The organism is Hymenobacter lapidiphilus, from assembly GCF_003417065.2.
Taxonomy (GTDB): Bacteria; Bacteroidota; Bacteroidia; order Cytophagales; family Hymenobacteraceae; genus Hymenobacter.
Genome location: NZ_QVLT01000006.1, coordinates 117,595 through 141,485, shown reverse-complemented (window position 1 = coordinate 141,485; position 23,891 = coordinate 117,595). Strand labels below are relative to the sequence as shown.

18 protein-coding genes, 1 tRNA gene and 1 pseudogene are annotated in these 23,891 nt (G+C 61.8%); 9 read left to right on the top strand and 11 right to left on the bottom strand.

Annotation, left to right across the window (positions count from 1 at the left end):
* Positions 1 to 19: 19 nt before the first annotated feature.
* Both odhB and D0N36_RS05565 read left to right on the top strand, forming a co-directional pair.
* Entirely contained in the window at positions 20 to 1,705 is a 1,686-nt protein-coding gene (gene odhB / locus D0N36_RS05570; RefSeq protein WP_116940423.1) for a 2-oxoglutarate dehydrogenase complex dihydrolipoyllysine-residue succinyltransferase, read from the top strand.
* A 155-nt stretch (positions 1,706 to 1,860) separates the two neighbouring features.
* Entirely contained in the window at positions 1,861 to 2,589 is a 729-nt protein-coding gene (locus tag D0N36_RS05565; protein ID WP_116940422.1) for a bacteriorhodopsin, read from the top strand.
* 224 nt (positions 2,590 to 2,813) lie between these two features.
* Here the strand turns inward: D0N36_RS05565 and D0N36_RS05560 are convergent, their stop codons facing one another.
* Complete coding sequence (locus D0N36_RS05560) at positions 2,814 to 3,203, bottom strand: group III truncated hemoglobin (protein ID WP_116940421.1); 390 nt, start codon at positions 3,201 to 3,203, stop codon at positions 2,814 to 2,816.
* 222 nt (positions 3,204 to 3,425) lie between these two features.
* Positions 3,426 to 4,361 carry an EamA family transporter gene (locus D0N36_RS05555; protein WP_116940420.1) on the bottom strand — a complete coding sequence of 312 codons (936 nt, stop codon included), beginning with the start codon at positions 4,359 to 4,361 and terminating at the stop codon, positions 3,426 to 3,428.
* Positions 4,362 to 4,745: 384 nt separating this feature from the next.
* Between D0N36_RS05555 and D0N36_RS05550 the strand changes: the two genes are divergently transcribed.
* Both D0N36_RS05550 and lpdA read left to right on the top strand, forming a co-directional pair.
* Positions 4,746 to 6,425, top strand: a complete 1,680-nt coding sequence (locus tag D0N36_RS05550) for a M1 family metallopeptidase (protein ID WP_190242531.1) — start codon at positions 4,746 to 4,748, stop codon at positions 6,423 to 6,425.
* 161 nt (positions 6,426 to 6,586) lie between these two features.
* Positions 6,587 to 7,992 (top strand): annotated as a pseudogene (gene lpdA, locus D0N36_RS05545) (dihydrolipoyl dehydrogenase).
* Positions 7,993 to 8,055: 63 nt separating this feature from the next.
* On the opposite strand, the gene D0N36_RS05540 reads toward lpdA, so the two are convergent.
* From D0N36_RS05540 to D0N36_RS05520, 5 genes are all read right to left on the bottom strand, one after another.
* On the bottom strand, positions 8,056 to 8,439 hold the full coding sequence (locus D0N36_RS05540; protein WP_116940419.1) for a DUF6678 family protein: 384 nt from the start codon (positions 8,437 to 8,439) through the stop codon (positions 8,056 to 8,058).
* A 170-nt stretch (positions 8,440 to 8,609) separates the two neighbouring features.
* Positions 8,610 to 9,386, bottom strand: coding sequence for a suppressor of fused domain protein (locus tag D0N36_RS05535; protein WP_116940418.1), 777 nt, complete (start codon positions 9,384 to 9,386; stop codon positions 8,610 to 8,612).
* Between the two features lie 63 nt (positions 9,387 to 9,449).
* Positions 9,450 to 9,800, bottom strand: coding sequence for a hypothetical protein (locus D0N36_RS05530; RefSeq protein ID WP_116940417.1), 351 nt, complete (start codon positions 9,798 to 9,800; stop codon positions 9,450 to 9,452).
* Between the two features lie 18 nt (positions 9,801 to 9,818).
* Positions 9,819 to 10,259, bottom strand: coding sequence for a hypothetical protein (locus D0N36_RS05525; protein WP_116940416.1), 441 nt, complete (start codon positions 10,257 to 10,259; stop codon positions 9,819 to 9,821).
* A gap of 178 nt (positions 10,260 to 10,437) precedes the next feature.
* Positions 10,438 to 10,510 (bottom strand) — tRNA-Thr (locus D0N36_RS05520).
* A gap of 134 nt (positions 10,511 to 10,644) precedes the next feature.
* Here D0N36_RS05520 and D0N36_RS05515 point away from each other — a divergent pair.
* Positions 10,645 to 11,397 (top strand): FkbM family methyltransferase, encoded by a 753-nt coding sequence (locus D0N36_RS05515; protein WP_116940415.1) that lies wholly within the window; start codon positions 10,645 to 10,647, stop codon positions 11,395 to 11,397.
* Between the two features lie 24 nt (positions 11,398 to 11,421).
* Positions 11,422 to 11,712: a DUF4834 family protein gene (locus tag D0N36_RS05510; protein WP_116940414.1), complete on the top strand. Its 291-nt coding sequence runs from the start codon at positions 11,422 to 11,424 to the stop codon at positions 11,710 to 11,712.
* 147 nt (positions 11,713 to 11,859) lie between these two features.
* On the opposite strand, the gene D0N36_RS05505 is transcribed toward D0N36_RS05510, so the two are convergent.
* Positions 11,860 to 14,502, bottom strand: coding sequence for a DUF5686 and carboxypeptidase regulatory-like domain-containing protein (locus D0N36_RS05505; RefSeq protein ID WP_116940413.1), 2,643 nt, complete (start codon positions 14,500 to 14,502; stop codon positions 11,860 to 11,862).
* Positions 14,503 to 14,695: 193 nt separating this feature from the next.
* Here D0N36_RS05505 and D0N36_RS05500 point away from each other — a divergent pair, with 193 nt between their 5' ends.
* The gene (locus D0N36_RS05500; protein ID WP_116940412.1) at positions 14,696 to 15,199 is read left to right on the top strand and encodes a regulatory protein RecX; all 504 of its coding nucleotides are present in this window, start codon (positions 14,696 to 14,698) and stop codon (positions 15,197 to 15,199) included.
* Positions 15,200 to 15,721: 522 nt separating this feature from the next.
* Here D0N36_RS05500 and D0N36_RS05495 read toward each other — a convergent pair.
* The 3 genes from D0N36_RS05495 to D0N36_RS05485 form a co-directional block, all read right to left on the bottom strand.
* On the bottom strand, positions 15,722 to 16,351 hold the full coding sequence (locus tag D0N36_RS05495; RefSeq protein ID WP_116940410.1) for a DUF4230 domain-containing protein: 630 nt from the start codon (positions 16,349 to 16,351) through the stop codon (positions 15,722 to 15,724).
* A gap of 217 nt (positions 16,352 to 16,568) precedes the next feature.
* A complete protein-coding gene (locus D0N36_RS05490; RefSeq protein ID WP_242478813.1) occupies positions 16,569 to 17,474 on the bottom strand; it encodes a 1-aminocyclopropane-1-carboxylate deaminase/D-cysteine desulfhydrase in 906 nt (301 codons plus the stop codon).
* A gap of 132 nt (positions 17,475 to 17,606) precedes the next feature.
* On the bottom strand, positions 17,607 to 20,222 hold the full coding sequence (locus D0N36_RS05485; protein WP_116940408.1) for a YfhO family protein: 2,616 nt from the start codon (positions 20,220 to 20,222) through the stop codon (positions 17,607 to 17,609).
* A gap of 262 nt (positions 20,223 to 20,484) precedes the next feature.
* Here D0N36_RS05485 and D0N36_RS05480 point away from each other — a divergent pair, with 262 nt between their 5' ends.
* Together D0N36_RS05480 and D0N36_RS05475 are read left to right on the top strand one after the other, a co-directional pair.
* Positions 20,485 to 22,986, top strand: coding sequence for a bifunctional UDP-N-acetylmuramoyl-tripeptide:D-alanyl-D-alanine ligase/alanine racemase (locus D0N36_RS05480; RefSeq protein ID WP_116940407.1), 2,502 nt, complete (start codon positions 20,485 to 20,487; stop codon positions 22,984 to 22,986).
* A gap of 146 nt (positions 22,987 to 23,132) precedes the next feature.
* Positions 23,133 to 23,762, top strand: coding sequence for an OmpA family protein (locus D0N36_RS05475; protein ID WP_116940406.1), 630 nt, complete (start codon positions 23,133 to 23,135; stop codon positions 23,760 to 23,762).
* Positions 23,763 to 23,891: the final 129 nt, after the last annotated feature.

The following is a 23,891-nucleotide window of genomic DNA, read 5'->3' as shown; positions in this document are numbered from 1 at the left end:
CCCTTCAAATCCCCCACCTATGGGTCTGGAAATTAAAATCCCCGCCGTTGGCGAATCCATCACCGAAGTAACCATTGCCAAGTGGCTGAAAGCCGATGGCGACACGGTAGAGCGCGATGAAATTATTGCTGAACTGGAATCGGATAAGGCCACGTTTGAGCTGCCCGCCGAAACGGCCGGCGTACTCAAAATTAAGGTAGCTGAGGGCGAAACCATTGACATCGGTACCACCATTGCCGAAATAGACGGCGACGGCGCTGCGGCCCCCAAGGCTGCCCCAGCCGCTGCGGCCCCGGCCCCGGCGGCCCCGGCCAACGCCACCGACCCACTAACCAAAGGCGAAGAAAATCCCCAGGCCAGCGACCAAGCCGGTTATGGCGGCCAGCCTGCGGGCGGCGCGGCTGCCGCAGATGGCAGCAGCAGCAGCCAGAGCGGCGGCGGCGCAACGGTGGAAATGATAATCCCGGCCGTGGGCGAATCCATTACCGAGGTAACCGTGGCCAAGTGGCTGAAAGAGGACGGTGCTGCTGTGGAGCGCGACGAAATCATTGCCGAGCTGGAGTCGGACAAGGCCACATTTGAGCTGCCCGCCGAAGCGGCCGGCACGTTGCGCCACGCCGCCAAAGAAGGCGAAACCATCAGCATTGGGGCCACTATTGCCCGCATTGAGGGAGGCAGCGGTGCCAGCGCTGCCCCGAAATCGGACGCTCCGAAAGCTGCTGCCACTGCCTCGGCCCCCGCGGGCAATGCGGCGGCCAGCACGGGCGGCAACTCCTACGCTACGGGCACGCCTTCGCCGGCGGCCGGCAAAATTCTGGGTGAGAAGGACATCAACGCCGCCGACGTGTCGGGCACCGGCCGCGACGGCCGCATTACGAAGGAGGACGCACAGAACGCTTCGGCTAAGCCCGCTGCCCCAGCCGCCCCAGCTGCGGCGGCTCCCAAGGCTGCGCCAGCTCCGGTTAGCAGCGGCACGCCGGCCGCAGGCAACGAGCCTACCGGCAACCGCAACCAGCGCCGCGAGCGGATGAGCAACCTGCGCAAAACGATTGCCCGCCGCCTGGTAACGGTGAAGAACGAGACGGCCATGCTCACCACCTTCAATGAGGTGAACATGCAGCCCATCATGGACCTGCGCACCAAGTTCAAGGACAAGTTCAAGGAGAAAAACGGCGTGGGCCTCGGCTTCATGTCGTTCTTCACCAAGGCCGTTTGCGTGGCTCTGCAGGAGTGGCCGAGCGTGAACGCGCAGATTGACGGCACCGACATCGTGTACAACGACTTCTGCGACATCAGCATTGCCGTATCGGCCCCTAAGGGGCTGGTAGTGCCGATTATCCGTAATGCCGAGGCGCTGAGCTTCGAGGGCATCGAGAAGGAGGTGGTGCGGCTGGCCACGCTGGCCCGCGACAATAAGCTCACTATCGAGCAGATGACGGGCGGTACGTTCACGCTTACTAACGGCGGTATTTTTGGCTCCATGCTGAGCACGCCCATCATCAACGCCCCGCAATCGGCCATCCTGGGCATGCACAACATCATCCAGCGGCCCATTGCCGAGGACGGGCAGGTCGTAATCCGCCCGATGATGTACCTGGCCCTGAGCTACGACCACCGCATCGTGGACGGCCGCGAGTCGGTGTCGTTCCTGGTGCGCGTGAAGGAGCTGCTCGAAGACCCAACCCGTCTGCTGCTGGGCATGTAAGTTTTTTGTGAGCAAATAAAAAGCCGGTTTCCACGCAGTGGAGGCCGGCTTTTTGCGTTTGAAAGCTCTGCGTTAAACAGATTAAAACTAACTTAAAAAGCCTGTAGAAAGTACACTAGCTCATCTTTTTCCTTGTACCCCTCATTCAACCCTACATGGATACTCAAACTTTACTCTACTGGCTTTACGTGGCTTTGATGGTCGGCGGTGCGTTGTTGTTCTGGGTTTGGAGCCGCGACCCCAAAAATGTGCCGCAGTACGAGTACAGCATTGCCATGCTTATTCCCATCTGGTCGGCGCTGGCCTACACGGGCATGGCGATGGGCCAGGGCAAAGTGGAGGTGGCCGGCCAGGTTACGCATTATGCCCGCTACCTCGACTGGGTGGTGAGCACCCCACTGCTGCTGCTGGCACTGGCTTTTACGGCCATGTTCTACACGCCCAAGCGCGAGCGTAGCATCACGGTGCTCTTCGGCCTGGTAGCTGCCGATGTGGTGATGATTTTGTGCGGCTTGCTGGCCGACCTGTCAGAAAATAGCACGGCCCGGCTGACGTGGTTCCTGTGCGGCGTCGGCGCGTTTGTGGCGGTTCTGTATCTGCTGTGGGGTCCGTTGCGCCGCCTGGCAGCCAACTCCGACTCCGAGTTGGGTGGTATCTACAACAAGCTGCTGGCCTTTCTGAGCGTACTGTGGGTGGCTTATCCTACCATCTGGGCGCTGGGCCCATCAGGGCTGTTCCTGTTCGGCCAGACCACTGAAACCATCCTCTTCGTAGTGGTGCCTTTCCTTTCTAAGGTCGGTTTCAGCATTATGGATTTAAGCTACCTGCGTGACCTAGCTTCTCGCCGGCCCCCGCTTCACCATTCGGCGCCGGCTGCGGCCTGATTAGCTTGGGCCTTTGGCAAAACCAATTAAAGCACCACGACCCCGGCGCATACGCGTAGGGGTCGTGGTGCTTTAATTGGTTTTGCCAAAGGAGCAGCGCTAATAGTGCGGGCTGGCTGGTAAGAAGAAAACCAGCCGAAAGAGTACCTCAGCCGGTTTACCAGAGACGAGTAGGGTAGAGCCTGAAGGCAGTCGAAATCGCGCGGCATGGGGGCCGCTACTGGTTAGTCGACGGGCAGTTCGCGGCTGCGTAGGGCCTTGATGCGGGTAACCATCTGGCTGGCCAGCTGCTTGGCCTGCTCGGCTTTGGAGCCGGCAAAGTATTCCTCAACGGTGGACGAAAACAGCTGCAGCCAGTGCTCGATGTGGGCCCCGCCACGCGGTAGTGCTACCTGCTCGGGCAGCGGCTCGCCCTCCGGCGTGCCGGCCCCGAGCAGCGAGCAGCTCCAGTAGCTGTACTGCGACGTCAGGTAATGGGGCCAGTGAATGCGGGCCGCCGCCGAGAAGCTGGCGCCCAGCAGCGTGTCGTGGGTGGCCTTTTGGCAGAGCGAATCGACCAGCGTTTTGATGTCGCCTTCGGTACGAATGTCGGGGCGGGTAGCAGACGTTTTCATGGGCGGGAAGGAAAAGGTGGGGAACCTGAAGTACGTAGCGAATTTACGCGGGTTGCCTGATATTCGCCGAAAAATCGGCGTTCCTTTATTCATCTCCTTTTTTTGTTTTATCGGGTAGCGGCACTATAGTGCGCCAGAGCTATCTGACTCCCAAAAATCCTATGCTGAAAATCATAAATAACTGACTTACAATGTGGGTGAGACGCCGGGTAAGGGTTGTTTTCAGGCCAGCTTGCGGGGCTGCGGCTGCTTGCCGCCCAGCACTAACAGGGCCACGGCGGCTACAATGAGGGCCGCGCCGCCCAGCATGCCGGTGTTTAGGGTTTCGTTGGCAAAAAGCCAACCCAGCAACAGCGCTACCACCGGATTGACGAAGGCGTAGGTGCCCGCCAACGCCGGCTCGACTACCCGCAGCAGCCACACGTAGGCCGACAGCGCGATGATGGAACCGAACGTAACCAGATACGCCAGGGCGCCCCAGATTTTGAGCGGCACGTTATCGACCTGAAATGACGAGGCTTCGCCGTGCAGCAGTCCGATTAGCAGCAGGTAGAAACCACCGCACAGCATCTGCATGCCCACGCCGATAAACGGCGAGCCGCTCACGGGCTTCTCGCGGGAGTAGAGCGAGCCAACGGCCCACATAAACGAGCCAATCAGCACCGCGACAATGCCCAGCAGGGCGTGGCCGGGTATCAGTACCGGGGCCGTGCTGTCGGTCTTCAGCAGTAGCAGCAGCCCGCCAATGCCTAGCACCAGGCCCAATAGCACCTTGGCGTTGGGCCGGGGCGTGAGGCCCGAAGCCCAGCCCAGCAGCGCCAGATACATGGGCACCGAGGCCACCAGCAGGGCCGTCATGCCCGATGGGATGTACTGCTGCGCGAACGTGGTGCCGCCGTTGCCGAACACCGGCAGGCACAGCCCTACTACGGCCGCCCGCCCCCAGTCCTGGCGGGAGGGCGCGGCCGCACCGCTCAGCCGCATGGCCCCGTAGAGCACGGTGCCCGCCACCAGATAGCGCATGGATGAGAGCAGGAATGGCGGCCAGACGCCGAGCGCAATTTTGGTGGCCAGGTAAGTGGAACCCCAGATGAGGTAGAGCGCCACCAGCGCCAGCACAATAAGGGAACGGGGGGCAGTGGGCGCAGATGCCGGCATAGATCAGAAGAAAAGGATACGCAAAATTACCGGCCTTTTGCTTCTCTGCTTAGTGTGGCGCATGGCTGCCATTGTATTTTGCGCCTCGGCGTCCGCGCAACGTCGCGCTCCAGGTCGGGTCTGTAGGCCCGGCTGTTTGGCCTCTTGGTTTGAGCAAATTGGCTGACTAAGAAACGACGTAGAGACGCAAGGTTTTGCGTCTCGTCTTTGCTGATGTTGGCCATTTCGTTCTGCTCTGTCGTTGCTGATGTTGGCTATTCCATCCTGTCCAGTTGTTGTCGGTATTAGCCGTACCGCACCGCTGACTGCTGACCGTTCAACGACGAGACGCATAACCTTGCGTCTCTACGCCGTTCTTTCCAACCTCAAAGTCCTTTTTGCCCTATGTCGCGCCTGCTGTTTCTATTGATTCTCCTGCTATTGAGCGCCGTCGCGCCGGCTGCCCGGGCCCAGCTGCTGCAGGGCGATGCGCCCGCCGGTTTCAGCCGCGCCGACTCGCTGCGGGGCAACTACAACTCGCCGTTGCGGGCCTGTTACGATATCAACTACTACCACCTCGATGTGCGCCTCGATGTGGCCGGGCGGGCCATTAAGGGCTCCAACGAGTTCCGGTTTACGGCCACCCGCGCCTTCACGCAGCTACAGTTCGACTTGTTTGCCAACCTGACCGTGGAGAAAGTGGAATACCAGGGCCGGCCGCTGCCATTCACCCGCGAGTTCAACGCGGTGTTCGTCACGTTCCCCGAAACCATCCGGCAGGGCCAGAAGGCGAGCTTCACGGTGTACTATGGCGGCCAGCCGACAGTTGCCAAGAATGCGCCCTGGGATGGAGGATTGGTGTTTGCCGAGCACGGTGCGGGCCAGCCCTGGGTGGCTACGGCCTGCCAGGGCGTGGGCGCCAGCATCTGGTGGCCTTGCAAAGACCAGCAGGCCGACGAACCCGACTCCATGCTCATCAGCGTAACGGTGCCCCGGGGCCTCACCAACGTCTCGAACGGCCGCCTGCGCCGCACCACCAAGCTCAAAGGCGGCGCCACCCGCTTCGATTGGTTCGTGGGCAACCCCATCAACAACTACAACGTGGCTTTGAACGTGGCCAACTACGCGCACTTCCAGGATACCTACGCCGGTGAGAAGGGCCCGCTCACACTAGACTACTGGGTGCTGCCCGAGAACCTGGCCAAGGCCAAGAAGCAGTTCGGCGAGAACGTGAAGCCCATGCTCAAGAGCATGGAGTACTGGTTCGGACCCTATCCGTTTTATGAAGACGGCTACAAACTGGTGGAAACGCCCCACCTGGGCATGGAGCACCAGAGCGCCGTGGCCTACGGCAACGAGTACAAGAACGGCTACCGCGGCCTCGACCGCTCGGGCACCGGCTGGGGCCTGAAGTGGGACTTCATCATCATCCACGAAAGCGGCCACGAGTGGTTCGGCAACAACATCACCACCAAAGATATTGCCGATATGTGGGTGCACGAGGCCTTCACCACCTACTCGGAAGCCCTGTTCGTGGAAAGCCAGTTCGGTAAGGACGCCGCCCGCCAGTACATCCACGGCCAGCGCCGCAACATCCGCAACGACGGCCCCATTATCGGGCCTTACGGCGTGAATGAGGAAGGCTCGTCGGATATGTACGATAAGGGCAGCAACCTGCTCCACCTCATTCGCACCAGCTACGTGCCCGACGATGCCAAGTGGCGCGAGCTGCTGCGGGGCCTGGGCCGCACCTTCTACCACCAGACCGTAACCACCAAGCAGGTAGTGGACTATTTCAATCAGCAAACCGGCCAGAACCTGACGCCCGTTTTCGACCAGTACCTGCGCCACGCCGGCCTGCCGGTGCTGGAAGTCCGCTTTCCGGCCACCGGCCCACCCCTGGCCCGCTGGATTGCCGCCGAGCCCGGTTTCGCGCTGCCCGCCCGCTTGCGCGTGAAGGGCACCACCGGTTTCGTCGCCCTGCCCCTGACTACTACCTTTCAGGCGCTGAACCTGCCGGGGCTAACCAAGCAGAACCTGGAAGTAGACACCGAGAACTGCTACATCGGGACGTTGGTGGAATAATTGGAATCATCTGTCATCCTGAGCAGCGCGAAGGACCTTATCACGTTGAAACAATCCGCGCAAGCGGCATAAGGTCTTCGCGCTGCTCAGGATGACAGGCGGGTTCATTCCCTCATTCGCTACCTTTGCCCCCAGTTGATTTCCACTGACATTTCCTGATTATGAATCAATACGACGTTACCGTCATCGGTTCGGGACCGGGCGGCTATGTGGCCGCTATCCGTTGCGCCCAGCTGGGCCTCAAAACCGCGCTTATCGAGAAGTACGACACGCTGGGCGGCACCTGCCTCAACGTGGGCTGCATCCCCAGCAAGGCCCTGCTCGACAGCACCGAGCACTACCACAACGCCCACAGCGTATTCCAGGAGCACGGCATCGAGGTGAGTGATTTGCGGGTGAACATGCCCCAGATGATTGACCGCAAAACGGGCGTGGTGAAGGCCAATACCGAGGGCATCGTGTATTTGATGAAGAAGAATAAAATCGACGTCATCCACGGCATGGGCTCGTTCGTCGATAAAACGCACATCAAAATCGTGCCTACCAACGGCGGCGAGGAGCAGCAGCTAGAGACCAAGAACGTCATCATTGCCAGCGGCTCGAAGCCCACGGTGCTGCCCTTCATCAGCCAGGACAAGGAGCGCATCATCACGAGCACCGAGGCCCTGAACATTCGCGAGGTGCCCAAGCGCTTCGTCGTGATTGGCGGCGGCGTTATCGGCCTCGAAATGGCGTCCATCTACGCCCGCCTGGGCTCGGAGGTGACGGTGATTGAGTACACCGACGCGCTGGTGCCGACGATGGATAGCAGCATCGGCAAAGAGATGAAGCGGGTACTGGGCAAAATCGGCATCAAGTTTATGCTGGGCCACAAGGTAACCGGGGCCACCCGCGAAGGCGACGTGGTAACGGTAACCGCCACCACGCCCAAGGGCGAGGAGGTGAAGGTGGAAGGTGACTACTGCCTGGTGGCCGTGGGCCGCTCGCCCTACACGGCGGGCCTGAACCTGGAGGCCGCTGGCATCGAAATGGAGGAGCGTGGCCGCATCAAGGTCGATGCCCACCTGCAAACCAACGTGCCCGGCATCTACGCCATCGGCGACGTGGTGCGCGGGGCCATGCTGGCCCACAAGGCCGAGGAAGAAGGCGTGTTCGTGGCCGAAACCATCGTGGGCCAAAAACCTCACATCAACTACCTGCTCATTCCGGGTGTGGTGTACACCTGGCCCGAAGCGGCGGGCGTGGGCTACACCGAAGAGCAGCTCAAGGAAGAAGGCCGGGCCTACAAAACCGGCAACTTCCCCTTCCGCGCCTCGGGCCGTGCCCGCGCCTCCGGCGACCTCGACGGCTTCGTGAAGGTGCTGGCCGACAAAACGACCGACGAAATCCTGGGCGTGCACATGGTGGGCCCGCGCATCGCCGACCTGATTGCCGAAGCCGTAACGGCCATGGAGTTCCGCGCTCGGCCGAAGACGTGGCCCGCATGAGCCACGCCCACCCCACCTACGCCGAGGCCATGAAGGAAGCCTGCCTGGCCGCCACCGACAACCGGGCCATCCACATGTAAGGCCAACCCCTTACGGCAGTAACACAAAGCGCCAAGCTCCCAGGAGCTTCGGCCGCTTTTTTTTTATGGATTGGGTCTGATGTAGCCTTGAATCCGGAAAATCCCATCAACCTCTTCGAACGGAATGGCTTCGCGCCGGAGGGTTGCCCGAAGCCAGTCGGTATAATCGGTTTGCTTGTCCGCGACCAATTGGCCAACGTACTCCTGGTGGATGGGGTCCAGTTCCAGCCACTCCACCCACCCAACGTCTCCGGCCTCCATCCAGTCCCAGTGCATGGCGCTGAAGCCCATGGCCACCCGGTCCAGCAGGTGCTTAATGCGCGTCTGCGGCTCGAAATCCGGGTTCGACGTCATGGCGATGGCCAGCTTCCGCCACTTCGTCTTGTTCATGGCCGAGGCCAGCTGGTTGTGCTGGATGTGCGCCGTAATAAGGTCGGGTTGCGGCATGCTGAAGGGCAGAAGGGGAGTAGGACAACTAAGGTATCAGGTGCGCCATCACTCCCAAAACACAATTGCCGGTGTCCCAATAGCACAGGCAGCAGCAGCAGAAACAGCAAGTGGCCGAAGCTCCCAAGTGCTTCGGCCACTCTCTGTATACTACCAGGGCACTCGTGCAGTTAGGCCAGCGCTACATTGGGCCGGTCCAGGTCTACGATGTCGGTGATGCCGTACTCGTCGAAGCGGTCGAAGAGGGCATCGACGCCCTGCTCCATTTTCAATTCCATCTCCTCGCGGTAAATGGGGCACAGGGTGTAGAAGTGCACCGTTTTTTCGGGGCTGACAACAAGGGTTTGAAACGCCTCGGGCAGGTTGGGCGACATAATCAGCATCATGCAGCCCAGCTCGGTGTCGTCGGCAAAGGGCTCGGCGTCTTCCCCGTTGGGGATGGTGTGGCCGAAGCCCAGCCAGGTGCCGTAATCGTGCGGGAGGCGGGCCAGCATTTTCAGCCAGTAGATGGGCCAGTACACGTCCTCGTCTTCGAAAGCTTCCCGCATCTCCTCCGGGTCAGTGGGCAGGTTCCAGGTGCTGGGCAGCAGAATGCACAGCTCGGCAAAGCGCGCCGCTTCGTCGGCGGGTACTTCGGGCGGTACAGTCATGGGCCGGTCGCTCATGCCCGAGGTGATGAGAGCATGGAACGGGAAGTCGGCGCTGGGTGCCACGAAGTGCACATCCAGATGCACCTTGTCCGACAGTATCTCGTGGAACACGCCGCTTACCGGCCCCAGGTGGCGCTCGATGTGCTCAGATATGGCCGCGATACTACCATCATCGCCGCCGGCCAGCTCAAACTGGGCGGGCTCCATATTTTCGTAGCGGTAGATGGGCGCGCCCGAAGGCGTGAGCTCCGGCTCGTCCTGGCCGGGGCTGGCGGGGGAAATAGGCGTATCAGACATAAACAGCTAGACAGTTTAGAGTTGCGGCGGGGTTATGGGAAACTGGTTGGGGTGCAGTGTCGGCTACCAATCGCGCCACTCGGAGGCAAGGCCCTCCCCGTCGCCGTAGGCGGCCGGGTCGAGGCCGGCGGCCACGCTGATTTGGTTGGTCAGCTCGCACAAGTCCTCCCGCTCGCCTGTTTCGATGATGCCATCCGACGCGTTGGTGGCTTCGATGGCCGTCTGGAAGCAGGCTACTTTCTCGGCTTCCGTCGCGTCGGGCCCCAGGGCTACCAGCTCGGCCAGCAACTGGTCGAAGGCCTGCTCTATCTCGTTGCATTGCTGCTGTTCATCGGGCTGCTGCCAGTACGCGCGCCACCGCTCAAACGGGTACCGCTGCTTAAAGGCCTCAAGGTTGTCGGAGTAAGCGTTCATAAGTGAAAGGTGTTGGAGTTAGACGTAGGTGAAAATGGTGCTCACCTTGTAGGCATCGTGGCCGTTGTGGGGCTCATCGTAGCCGATGATGATGAGGTGCGCGGTGGCGCACTTCCGGCACCCGATAAAGCAGGCATTGGAGCTTCCGAAATGATGGCCATTATTATTGCCTATATCCCCAAGGCCATCGAAAGGGCGGGCCGCTTCATGCAAAATGTCGGCGCTGTTGTTGCCCCAAAAACTACTGGCCTGTCGCATAGAAACGTCCGTGGGCGCATTGTCGCAGGCCGAGCAATGAAAGCGGAATTCCTGCTCTCCTCCGTCGACCGGCGAAAGCCAGTCGCTATAGTAGCCGAAGCTGCGGTATATCAGGGCGGTAATTTGAAGGCTCTTCGGGAAGTGCAGGTCCTCGTAGCGGGTAGCGTCGAACATAAAGTTGGGGCGAATAGTGAGGAGCAATTAGGGAATTGGGTAGCGCAAAGTAACTGACCTGCTGTAGCTATTTCAGCATCCCGCACAGGTCCCATAAACAGGAGCATTGAGCAGAAGATGCAATGCCCCGATTTCTACAACGCAAAAAACCGCCAAGCGGCTTCACCCTGATAGGAGAAGCCGCTTAGCGGTTTTAGACTACGTGAGCCTCTTATTGGACTCGAACCAACGACCTGCTCATTACGAATGAGCTGCTCTACCAGCTGAGCTAAAGAGGCACTTAGCCCGGCAGCGAACCCGCCGGGGCTGCAAAGATAGAAAGCCGGACTCACAACGCATAAGCGGGCCACTGTTTTTTTTCGGGCCCTGGCTTTGGGTGGTTCCGGGGCTTTCCGGCATCTTTGCGGGTAGCATGGTAAAAACGATTCGTAAACTGCTGGTGCGCACCCTGGGCTTCGAGCGCTACATCCGGCTCGTGAGCCGGGTGTATCTGCGGCTGGTGGGCGCGGGCTGGGGCCGCACTAAGTATCCCGAGCTATTTTTCCTGGAGAAAATCGTGCGGCCGGGCTTCGTGTGCCTTGATATCGGGGCCAACCTGGGCTACTACTCGGTGGCGCTTTCGCGGCTGGTAGGCCCCAGCGGCCGGGTGCTGGCCGTGGAGCCGATACCGGCGTTCCAGGCCATCTGGCACGATAACGTGCGGCTTAGCGGCTACGATAACCTCACGCTGCTGCCATATGCGCTAGGCAGTGAAAACACCACCGTGCAGATGGGCACGCCCGAGCGCGCCGGCCTGCTGCACCACGGCATGACCAAAATAGCGGCCAGCAGCCCCACCGAAACCTACGCCCGCACCTACGAGGTGCCCATGCGCTTGCCCGACGAGCTGCTGGCCGACCTGTCCCGCCTCGATTTCGTGAAATGCGACGTTGAGGGTTTCGAGTCGGTGGTGTTTGCCAATATGCAGGCCACCCTGCGCCGCTGCCGCCCCCTGATTCAGACGGAACTCAACGGCCTCGAAAACCGCCGGCAGGTGGTGGCGCTGCTGGCTGGCCTGGGCTACAAACCATTTGTGCTCTCGGCGCGTTCTGAACTCGTAGCCTGCTCCGAAGAGCAGCTCAACAGCGCCGTTACGGCCGATTTCTACTTTCAACCTGTTTCCTGAGCCGTTCCTTGCGGCTTCGTTGTAATGGCCAAATTCCTGATAATTCTGCTCGTCATCTGGCTCGTCAGCCGCTACATTCTGCCCGTAGTATTGCGCTGGGCAGTGAAGGCGCTGGTGAAGAAGCAGGCGAAAAAATTTGAACAGCAGTTCGGGCAGAACCCGTTCACCCAGCCGCCACCCCGCCCGTCGGCTGCCCGCCCCGCTACGGCCCCCGGCGAAGTCCACGTTGACTTCGTGCCAACCCAGACCGAGCCCGATACCAAGGAGTTCAAAGGCGGCGAGTACGTCGATTTTGAGGAAGTAAAGAAAGCGTAAGCTGCTATTTAAGAACGAAGTAGGGTGCGGGGCTGGTCCCCGCCCGCCGTTGAACGACCACATCAGGTTCCGTTCAACGGCGGGCGGGGACCAGCCCCGCACCCTACTTCGTTCTTAATGGCCTGAGTGAGCCAATAGCTCAAAAATCTAAATCCCTAGGCCAACCCGGATGCCGGTGCCAGCGCGGCGGCCCGATTGCAGGCTGGTGTAGAAATCGACCCGCATGACTTTGAAGATATGCTCGATGCCTGCGCCCAGCTCCAGGTAGTGGCCGGCGGCGGGCGTGGTGAGATAATTGAGCGAGGCCACTTCCTGCCACTTCAGGCGGCGCAGCAGCGGGATTTTGTTCAGCAGAAAGCCGTTGAAGTGGTGGTTGTAGTGCGCCTCCACGAACCGGTCGGCGGTGCTGAAACGGTAGTAGTCGAGCAGCTGAAACTGGCTGAAATCGGCCGCCAGGTAGGTGCGGTTGCCGCTGAAGTGGCGGAAATCCATGAAGGCCAGCTGGGGCGCGCCGGGGAAGAAGCCGGCCGCCACCCGGTAGTTGCTCGTGCCCAACAAACCAAACGACACCGATTGCCGCAACCCGGCCTCCAGCAGCGTGTAGCGCACATCGGAGTTCAGCACGCTGCCAATCCCCTGCCGCCAGGTAAAGGAGAAGGTGGGGAGCTTCGAGCCTAAGTTAAACTTGCCGGTGGGCCGCGTGATATATTTCTGGCCCGGCTGGAAGGTAGCCGTCAGCTCAGTGCTCAACGCACGGCTGCGCCCGAAGCCGGTGCCATCGGGCCGCTCTACCGCCACCGGGGCGTTGGGCGTGAAGGCCCGGCCCGATTCGTCGAGGAGTAGCTTGAAGGTGGTGTTCTGCAGTTCGTGGCGCACATCGTAGCTGGCGCGGGCCAGCAGCGTGAGGCCGTTGACAGGCTCCCACTGGTAGGCCAGCGCCGCCCCGTCGCGGCGGTAGAGCTTGGCATAATTGCGGTTTTCGAGCAGCGTGTAGTGGCTGTTGATGAAGGGCGTGAGCTGGCTGCTGCGGTCAAAGTTCTCCACGGTGCGGCCCACCCGCACCAGCAGGCGGCTCAGCCGCACCGGGTGCAGCTGCCAGCTGGCCGTTATGCTCGGGCTCAGCAGCTCGTTGCTGAAGCCGTAGCGCAAACTCGGCGTAACCGACCAGGTGCGCCGGTCGTTGGTGCGCTGCGTGAAGGTGACCTCGGGGTTGAGCACCACGCCTTCCACCGTGTTATAGTTGAGAATATTGAACACCGGGGCCACATACCAGCTTCGTTTCTCGAAGGTGCGGCTGTAGGTGTAGCCCGACAGCAGTATCCCACCCAGGCCCGGCTCGTTACGCTTGCGGTCCAGCGAATCCTGGTAGGGCCGCGACTTGCGGATGACTTCAGTGCTGTCCTTCACTTTATAATCAAGCTGCTCCTCGTCGGTGAGGGGCGTGGGGCGGATGGTGGCCCAGTAGGCGGTGTCGCGCTCATTGGCGGCCTTTTCCACCAGCATCACTTCGCCTTTGCGCAGCAGGCCCACGCCGCTGGTGTCGCGGGCACTGGCCTGCTCGGCCTGTTTGGCCTGGCGACGCACGGCCCGGCTCAGCCCGCTCAAATCGGGCCGCTGGCGCTTCACGTCGGCCACGGTTTCGCGGGCTACGGGCGCATCGTCGGCCGCCGCAGGCGCGGGAGCGGCGGTAGGAGCGGGGCGGTTGGGGAAGGTGGGCGTAACGCGGTAGTTGGAGAGCACGGCCGTGGTGTAGCCGCTGCCCTTAAAGCCGAAGGCCGTGAAGTTCACCGTAATCCGCTGCGACTGCATCACCCACACATCCGACGGCCCCGGCGCGGGCCCGAACAGCTGCTCGATGTGCAGGCGGTCCACGTAATCAATCTGCGCGCTCTTGCTCAAATCGAGCGACACCGACTGCAGCCGCCAGGTGCCGTCCACCACGTAGATGTGGCCCGCAAACACCGGGTCGGAAGACCGGCGCGGCGTTACCTTGATTTTATGAATCAGCAGGCCGCCCTGCTGGCTACTGCCCTCCAGCTCGTAGCGGTAGAACAGAAAGGCGTTGCTGGCAATCGGCGACACGAAGCCGCGCTCCGAAAAGCGGGCTTTCAGCAGGTTTTGGTAGAAGTTCAGCCCCTCGCCGGCCCCGGCCCGGTTGAAGCTCATGCCCCGGGCGTCGCCGCTCACCCGCGAGGAAATCATGCGCTCCTTCACCACGTTGGGCTGCCGGAAGCTGAGCTCCGACACCGATTCGGATAGGTAAAAAATGCCCGGCTTGATGTCAGGACCCACTTTCACGAGGCCCAGAATCTTGCCTGGCACATCAGAGAAGCGGGCCAGGGTTTTCACGTAGGTGCGGGCCCGAAACGCGGCTACCTCACGCTCGTGGTAGCGCCGCCACTGCATGGCCTGCTGAATGATGGCGTAGGCGGGGTCTTTATCGGAGCCGCGCACCACCACTTCGCGCAGCTGGTAGTTTTCGGGCTGTAACGTCACGTTGAGCACCGTGGCCGTGTCGCCGCCGGCCACGCGCACCGTTTGCTGGCTGGGCCGGTAGCCCACGTACTGAAACACCAGCTCGTAGGTGCCGGCCGCCAGCCGCAGCTGGTAGTCGCCCTGCTCGTTGGCGGCGGTGCTATTGGTGGTGCCGCGCACGGCCACGTTGGCAAAGGCCAGCCCCGCGCCCTTGGGGTCGGAGAGGCGGCCGCGCACCACGCCGCCCCAAGCCGGAGCGTTCAACAGTAGCAGCAGCAAAAACAGCAGCGCGGAGCGCGAAAATAACCAAGGCATACAAAGCGAATAATACGGGACGCAAGTAAGAGCAAATCCGTTGGTTTACAGTTGCCCGGCCCGGTCTGTTTGTGAAAAGAAATCGTTCGGTCGTAATGCTAGGCATAGTTCTGCAGCGCATCAGTGAGCTATTTGGTGCTGATTGCTGTTGGGATGGGTATATTGTTTCGCGCCCATTTTTCTCTAGCCCGCTATGTTCAAACCCGCCGCTCCCAAGTTCTATACTCCCACCGAGGCCCTGCGCAAAATTGCTGAGTTCTGCGCCTACCAGGAGCGCTACCAGAAAGAAGTGGAAGCTAAGTTGCGCAGCTACGGCCTCAACGAAGACGAGGCGGGCGAAATTATCATCCGCCTCAGTCGCGAAAAGCTGCTCGACGAGGAGCGTTTTGCCCAGGCCTACGTGCGCGGCCACTACAGCCAGAAGAAGTGGGGCCGCCGCCGCATTATGCAGGAGCTTAAGCAGAAGGGTATTTCTGACTACTGCATGAAATCAGGAATGAAGGAAATCGACGGCGACCAGTATTACCAGAATCTAGTAGACCTGCTCGAAAAAAAGGACCGCCAGGAAAAAGAACGTCACCCCGGCAAGCGCCGCCAGAAAATCCAGGTATACCTGATGGGCAAAGGCTACGAGCAGGACCTGATCAAAATGGCGCTGGACGATTTGGGTAAGGAGTCTGAGGATGAAGACGAATAGCCACTATAACGGCAGCTGCCCAGAGTCCTGTAGGTAGAAGTTATAGGCCTCAAACGCTACTTCGGAGTCCTGTCCTTCGAGCAGACAACTTACGGTATCACTAATGATGCTGAGCCACTCACTGAGGCGCTCAGTGTCGGCAGGTAGTATCAGGTTGTTGCGTTGCAGCATGCCCTCGGGCTCTAAGCCCCAAGCGCGGCCGAGGTGGCAAATGACCCAGACGGCTGTAATAAGTGGGCGGCTAAGCTGGGTCTCATGCTCCGCGAATGCAGGAGCCAGTACCCGTAGCGCCAACATAACTTCGTGAAAATTATGCTCTATCAAACCCTTATACGGCCGAAGCATCCCCAGAAAGCCGGTAGTCCAACGGTCGTCAGGTGGGTTGGACTGGGTGGAACTGTGTAGTAGTAGCAATTCGAGCGCTTTATCTGAGTTCATACAATCAGCAACTCAAGGGTTAAGTAGATTGTGAGCGGCCAATTTACCGCGTGCTTCTCTACGGCAATGCCCAAATAAATAGGCCTACCGTTTTGCTGGCACCGTCGGGTTCTGCATCTGCCGGCTCAGGATAACGCGGCGGTCGGTCATGGTTTCGAGCATGGGCCGCAGAATCTGCTGGGCATTCTGCTCGGTCTGGGCCAGGATGCCGGAATCGAGGGCGGCGCGGCGCACGTTCTGCTCGGCGTACTTGTAGCCCGCATCCACCAGTTCGGCATCCTGAAAAAACCCGTTTTCGATGCTGTATACTTTGCTCTTGGCGTGGTCAATCTGCCAGACGCAGAGCTCGGGTGCCGGCAGGGCCACGCGCACTATCGAGTCGCCTTCGAGCACGACATCCTGGGGCCGCAGCTTGCGCAAATCGAGGCAGCCGATGGCGTTGCCGGCCACAATGAGGGCCACTTTGGCATCGGGCAGGAAGCGGTAGGTGCTCTTCTTATACTCCACCACATCGCGGAACTCGTAGCGTACCAGCTCCATGCGGCCCAGCGCCTCCACCTTCTGCAGCACCGTGTTGTGGGTGACGGTTACGCGGGGCCTGGGGTCGAGCGGATTCTCAAAATCGGCCAGCGCGGGGCGCACTTTAGTCCAGAGAAACCACCCCAGTCCTACCAGAAACAGCAGTGGCAGTAGGCGGCGCAGTAGTTGGGGCATCGTCGGAAGGAGTGATTGAGTTTGGGTATGATACGTGCGAAACCCGTTTGACGGCGAACTGGCTGCAAGCTTCAAGCGGTAAGCTGACACCTTGCTGGTGGAGGGCATCAGCTTACCGCTTGAAGCTTGCGGCTTCGCGCATCGTTGCTAATAGTGCGCCGTCCATAATCGTTCAACGATACGCGAAGCCGGAGCTTCGCGCTACATCAAAACTCACTCAGCCCGGCTCGCCACCAAACCCAGCCCAGGCCTGCAACCCGCCGGTGTGGATGGCTACCACCGTGCTGCCGCGCCGGAAATGGCCCTTCGCTGCCAAATCCAGCAGCCCGAACAGCAGCTTGCCGGTGTAGATAGGATCGAGAAGGATGGCGTGGCGCTGCTGGAAATCAACAATAAACTGCCGCAGCTCCGGCGTGAGGCGGGCGTAGCCGCCGCCGTGGTAGTCGGTGCGCAGCTCCCAGTTGGCGTAGGTGCGGCCGGTGGCCTGCTGGGTGAGCTGGTCGATGTCGGCGCGCAGGAAGTCGGCGCCTTTGAGGGCGGATATGCCCAGAGCCTGGCGCTGGCCGTTCAGGCCAGTGAGCAGGCCGGCCAGCGTGCCGCCGGTGCCGCAGGCCACGGCCAGCACGTCAAAATCGGTGCGGGCCAGCAGCTCCCGGGCCAGTTCGGCGCAGCCGGGCAAAGCGAGGGTGTTGGAGCCGCCTTCGGGCAGCACGTAGGCCGGGCCGGTGTCGTGGAGCAAAGCGGCGAGCACGGCTGGCTCGTGCTTGCGACGGTAGGTTTCGCGGTCGAGGAAGTGCAGCTCCATACCGTCGGCACGGGCGCGGGCCAGGGTGGGGTTGAGCGGCCGGCCAGCCATCTCATCGCCGCGCACGAAGCCGATGGTGCGGCGGCCCGTGAGGCGGCCGGCGGCGGCTACGGCCGCTAGGTGGTTGGAGTAGGCCCCGCCAAACGTCAGCAACGTGTTCAGCCCCAACCGGTCGGCTTCCCTCAGGTTATACTTCAGCTTGCGCCACTTATTGCCCGGCAGCTCCGGATGCGTCAGCTCGTCGCGGGCCAACAGGAACTGCACGCCGTGGTGTTCGCCAAGGGGTGAGATGGGGAGGTCAGCAGATGATGGGTTCACACTGAGAGGGCTAACAGTACATCTGTCATCCTGAGCGAAGCGAAGACCTATACAGAGGCTACCACCTGATGTTAGCTCCTGCATAGGTCCTTCGCTCGCTCAGGATGACAAAGTATTTCACTCATTCACCATTCATCCCACCGCCAACTCACCCTGCTGCTCGGCAGCCGGCTGGCCCCAAAAGGCGTAGTAAGTGGCCCACAACAGCAGCAAAATCAGGAGCACCGACGATACCAGTGACACCGTGTTGCCCAGGGCGTAGGCGGTGGGCTCGAACTTGAATTCGATGGTGTGGGTACCGGCCGGCACTGGCAGGGCCCGCAGTACGTAGTCGGCGCGCAGGTGCGGCACGGGCTTGCCGTCGAGGTAGGCCTGCCAGCCGTCGGCGTAATAGATTTCTGAGAATACCACCAGGCCATCCTGCACGGCGGTGGTGCGGTAGGTGAGGGCGTTGGGGGTATACTTGGTGAGGGCAATGGTGGAGCCCGCGGCGGCGTAGCTGGGTTTGAGGCCCGGAAACTTCGAGGCGTCCACGACGGCCGTGGTGCCGGGGTCGAGGGTCGTCAGGGCCTTGATTTCCTGGTCGGGGTTCTGCACGGTTTGCACCTGGCTCACGTACCAGGCGTTGCCCAGTGCGCCGGGGTTGCGGATGGCCTGGGCGGGCTGCTTCTCGGCGGGCGGCGTGATGAGGTAGCGGGTGTTGAGCATGTTGAGGACCGGGGCCGCGTCGGGCCGGTTCTCGGTGTAGATGCGCTGGAGCTGGGGCGAAATCTGCCGCTCAATCAAATCCTGGTAGCGGCGCAGCTTAGCGCCGTGGTAACCGCCGATGCTCTTGTGGTAGTAGGAGGTCTGGGCGTCGTTGAATGGGTTGGCCATGTTCAGCACCCGATAACTCAGGTCCTTGTCCTGCCGAATCTGCTCATCCACGGCCGATTGTACGAACTGCTCGGCCACGGTTTCGCGCTGGAAGTTGCCGTCGTTGAGGTAGCGCTTATCCACGCCCCATAGGTCAACCAGCGTGAGTAAACCCACCAGCGCGGCGGCCATACCGGTTGAAAGCTTGCGCTGCAGAAAAAACCACAGCACCCCGGCCGCCAGCGCCATAAACAGCAGCGAGCGGAACACGTCGGCATTCAGCATGGAGGAGCGGTCGGCCCGGATGGCTTCGAGGGGGAAACCGCCCTGCTGCAATTGGGCATCAATGGGGGCCGCGAAATCGGAAACCAGACCCACCAGAAAAGCCAGCACGCACAGCCCGGCCGTAATGGCCAGGGCCCGCAGCACGTGCTTTTTCAGGTAAGCCGTATCGGCATCATCAAGGGGCCGGCCGGCCAGCGCAGCCAGACTAGGGTGGCTGCTGATGGGCGCGGCCGCCGGGGCCGGTGCGAAGCCGGGGCGGCCGCGCAGGACCCGCGCCAGCGCCAGCACCGCCAGCACCGGCATGGCCAACTGGGCAATTACCAGCGCCATGCTCACCGCCCGGAACTTGTTGTAGCCCGGAAACAGGTCGAACATCAGGTAGTTAAACGTCTCGAAGTTCTTGCCCCAGGCCAGCACGATGGACAGCAGCGTGCCCACCAGCAGCCAGATGCGGGTGCGGCGGTCGGCCACCATCAGCCCCAGCACAAACAGGAAAAACACCACCGCGCCCACGTATACCGGCCCACTCGTGATGGGCTGGTCGCCCCAGTAGGTGGGCATCTGGGCCAGGTAATCGGTCAGCTGCGCGGGCGGCACGCCGGCGGCCACCAGGGCCTTTCCGGTGGCCGAATTCTCGCTCAGCTTCATCTGCGAAGCGCCGCCGTAAAAGTTGGGAATCAGCAGCGTGGCCGTTTCGCCGATGCCGTAGCTGTAGCTGAAGGCGTACTCGCGGTTGAGACCGGAGCCGTCCTCCACCGGGTCCTGCGACACGGGCTGGCCGGGCGAAGCGGGCGGCGGCGTGGTTAGCTCCGAGCGGCCCCGGATGCTGTACTGGCCGTATTCGAGCGTGGTGTAGAGGCGGCCGAAGCTTACGCCTGCCGCCAGCAGCGCCCCCACGGCCAGCAGTGCCGTGCGCGTGAAGAACTCGGGCAGGTGCTTCTCTTTAAAGGCAAAAATCAGCTCCACTACCCCAAACACCAGTACTAGCAGCAGCAGGTAGTAGGTTATCTGGAGGTGATTGGAGCGGATATTCATGGCCAGCCCCAGCGTGAAAAGGGCCATGCCCAACCACTTGTTGCGCCGGAACGTGACGAGCAGGCCCGCCAGCACCAGCGGCGCGTAGGCCAGTGCCAGACTCTTGGTGTTGTGGCCGGCAGCTAGAATGATGAGGTTGTAGCTCGTGAAGCCCAGCGCCACCGCGCCCACCGCACTCAGCAGCGGCGAGAGGCCCAGCGCTAGGCCCAGCGCGTAGCCGCACACCAGCGCCAGAAACAGGTTGGCTACCACGGCCGGCAAATCGAGCGTGAACAGTTTGTGCAGGTAGATGCTCAAATCGCCCGGGAAGCGGGTGCTGATAAGGTAGGTGGGCATGCCCGAGAACATGGAATTGGTCCAGAGCGCCTCCTCGCCGGTGGCCTCGCGGAACTGGGCCGCCTCGCGGGCCCCGCCGTTGAACTGCACGATATCGTGCTGGGCCAACGTTTTGTCCTCGAACAGAATCGGGGCGAAATACACGCTGGCCAGCGCCAGGAAAAATAGTACGGCCAGCAGGTGCGGCAGCACCCGGCGCCACAGCGGCGCGGGCGTTGGGCGGGGAAGAGTAGTCATTCGGCTTGAAAAGAAGTCGGAATCGGAAGCCCGAAGGTACTATATGTTCGCGGGGGTGGAAGTAGCGGAAGAGGAGCCGGGCAAAAAGAACGCCGGGCAGGAAGAACGTCATTCAGAGCGCAGCGAAGAATCTCGCATGAAGTCCTTGCAATACTAACTCAACGTCAGCACGCGAGATTCTTCGCTACGCTCTGAATGACGTCCTTCTCACTCACGTTCTGTCTGCCGCAGCTTCTCGCCGCTCACGTTCTACTTTTGCCCCATGCTCCAGTTCTCCGACCTGTCCGCGCTGCTTGGCGGCACCGTGCTCCAGCAACCCGCTGCCCTGGCCCCGGTGCAGCGGCTGCTGCTCGACAGTCGCCGCGTCGAAACGCCCGCCGACAGCCTGTTTTTCGCGTTGCGCGGCCCCCAGCACGACGGCCACCGCTACCTGCCCGAGCTCTACCGGGGCGGCGTGCGCCAGTTTGTGGTGGAAGCCGGCGTGGCGCTGCCGGGCGGCGCGGCGGCCTATCCGGAAGCTGGTTTGCTGGCGGTGGATGACGTGCTGGCGACGCTACAGGCGCTGGCGGCCGGGCACCGGCAGCAGTTCGCGCTGCCCGTGTTCGGCATCACGGGCTCGAATGGCAAAACCATTGTGAAGGAGTGGCTGGCGCAGCTGCTGAGCCCCGATGAGCTGGTGTGCAAGAGCCCGCGCTCCTACAACTCGCAGGTGGGCGTGCCCTTGAGCGTGTGGGAGCTGAACGCGCGGCACACGCTGGGCATTTTCGAGGCCGGTATTTCTGAGCCCGGCGAAATGGCGCGGCTGGCCCGCGTCATCCAGCCCACGCTGGGCATCTTCACCAACCTGGGCACGGCCCACGATGCCGGCTTCACTTCCTGGGAAGAAAAAGTAGCCGAGAAGATGGCGCTGTTTGCGGAAGTCGAGACGCTGTTCTACTGCGCCGACCACCCGCTGGTACACGCCGCCGCCCGCCGCCAGCTGCCGCCCGAAATCCTGGCCGCCTGGACGCGCCAGCGGACCGTGTACGAGGCCGGCGAGGCCCGTTGGCTGGTGTCAGTAAAAGAAACGCTGGCCGACCGCACCGTGCTGCGCATCAAGCAGACTGGGGCCGAAGCGCATACCTTCACGCTGCCCTTCGCCGACGAGCCCTCGGTGGAAAACGCCCTGCACGGCCTCGTGGTGCTGCTGCACCGCGGGCTGGCTCCCGACAAAATCCAGCGGCGGCTGGAGCGCCTGCAGCCCGTGGCCATGCGCCTGGAGATGAAGCAGGCCCTCAACGGCTGCTACGTGCTCGACGACACTTACAACAACGACCTGGCCGGCCTGCGACTGGCCCTCGACGCGCTCAGCCGCCAGCCCCGCCGCCTGCCGCGCACGCTCATCCTCTCCGATGTGCTCGAATCGGGCCTCGAAGGGGCCGAGCTGTATGCCCGCGTGGCGGCCCTGCTGCCCGCCTCGGGCGTGGTGCGCCTCATCGGCGTTGGCCCCGGTATCAGCCAGCACCAGGCAGCCTTCGCGGGCCTGCAAACCCGCTTCTATCCCGACACAGACGCGCTGCTGGCCGATTTCAGGACCGACGATTTCCGGCAGGAGCTGCTGCTGGTGAAGGGCGCCCGCCGCTACGGTTTCGAGCGGGTGGTGGCCGCGCTCCAGCAGAAGCTGCACGGCACGGTGCTCGAAGTCAACCTCGATGCGCTGGTGCACAACCTCAACTTCTACCGCCGCCGCCTGCGCCCCGGCGTGAAGCTGATGGTGATGGTGAAGGCCTTCGCCTACGGCAGCGGCTCAATGGAAGTAGCCAATCTGCTCCAGTTCCACCGCGCCGACTACCTGGCCGTGGCCTACACTGACGAAGGCGTGGAACTGCGCCGCCAGGGCATCAGCTTACCCATTATGGTGATGAATCCGGCCCCCGACTCGTTCGCCACGCTGCGCCAGTATCACCTGGAGCCCGAAATCTACTCCTTCGAGCTGCTGCAGGGCTACCTCGATGCCGCCCGGCAGGCCCCGCTGCCGCCCATCCATCTCAAGCTCGATACCGGCATGCGCCGCCTGGGTTTCGGCGAAGAAGACGTGGCCGAACTGGGCGCGCTGCTGCACGCCAACGCCGTGCTGGTGCCGGTGGCCAGCATCCTCACCCACCTGGCCAGTGCCGACGAGACCGGCCACGACGGCTTCTCGCGGGGCCAGTTGGCCGCCTTCGCCCGCCTCACGCCGGTGCTGGAGCACATTATCGGTTACCCCGTGCTCAAACACGCCCTCAACTCGGCCGGCATTGTGCGCTTTCCCGAGGCCCAGTTCGATATGGTGCGCCTGGGCATCGGCCTGTATGGCGTGGAGGCCAGCGGCCAGCAGCCCGACGCGCTGCGGTCCGTGAGTACCCTGCGCACCACCGTTTCGCAGGTGAAAACCCTGCCCGCCGGCTACACCGTGGGTTATGGCCGCCGCGGCGAGGCCACCGCCCACGAGCGGCGCATTGCCACGCTGGCCATCGGCTACGCCGACGGCTACGACCGGCGCTTCGGCAGTGGGGTGGGGGAGGTGCTCATCCGGGGGCAGCGCGCCCCGCTGGTGGGCAGCGTGTGCATGGATATGTGCATGGTGGACGTAACCGGCCTGGCCGGCGTGCGGGCCGGCGACGAGGCCGTGGTGTTTGGCGAAGGCCTGCCGCTGCCCGCGCTGGCCGGCCGCATCGGCACCATTGCCTACGAGCTGCTCACCAACGTGAGCGAGCGGGTGAAGCGGGTGTTCGTGGCGGAGTAGAAAAGCGGCAGGAGTTAGGTGATGAACTATGCCGAGCGCCGGCATACCGCGCTTTTGCGCGACCGGCACGGCTGCCCCAACGTAACGGCCTAGTTCGCGTAAAGCAGGCTACATTTTCCACTCACTTCCCTATTTCTTCCTTTCAGATGAAAAAGATCTTCCTCCCCGCGCTGGCCGCCGTTGCAATGCTGGCCTCCTGCTCCGACCTGAAAAATCCGGCGGAGGTAAACGAGGCCTCCGAAGCCACTGCCGATACGGCCGTAGTATTCGATAATGGCCGCTCCGCCGAAGGTATGGTCAATTCTGCCGCTAATGCCACCGAAAACGCCGTCGAAGATGCTTTCACTATAAACGACGCCGAGATGCGCGACGCCAAAATGGAGGAAATCGACCTGCCCGAGATTAAGGTGCGTGAAAACGACCGCCTAAACCTGTACGGCCTCGATGAAGAAGTCCTCTTCGATACCGACAAGGCCATCATCAAGCCTACTGCTACCCGTGCACTTTCCGAAATCGGCGCCTCCATCAACCGCCGCTACCAGGGCAAGCAGGTGCGCGTACTGGGCTTCGCCGACTCGCGCGGCTCCAAGGATTACAACATGGATCTGGCCCGGGAGCGAGCCGCCGCCGTGAAAGAGTGGCTCGTGACGAAAGGTATGATGAAGGCCGACATGGTCAGCCTAGAATCGATGGGTGAGAAAAACCCCGTTGCCACCAACGCCACCCCCGCCGGCCGCCAGCAAAACCGGCGCGTAGAAATTGCCGTGCTCAAATAGAATACAGCTGTTGCAGCTGAAAAAGATGCCGCAGAGTTTAGGTAGCCTGTCTACTTAAAACTGACTACTCCTTTTCAGCTTTCCGTACACAAAAACAGCCCGCTATAAGCGGGCTGTTTTTGTGTTTAG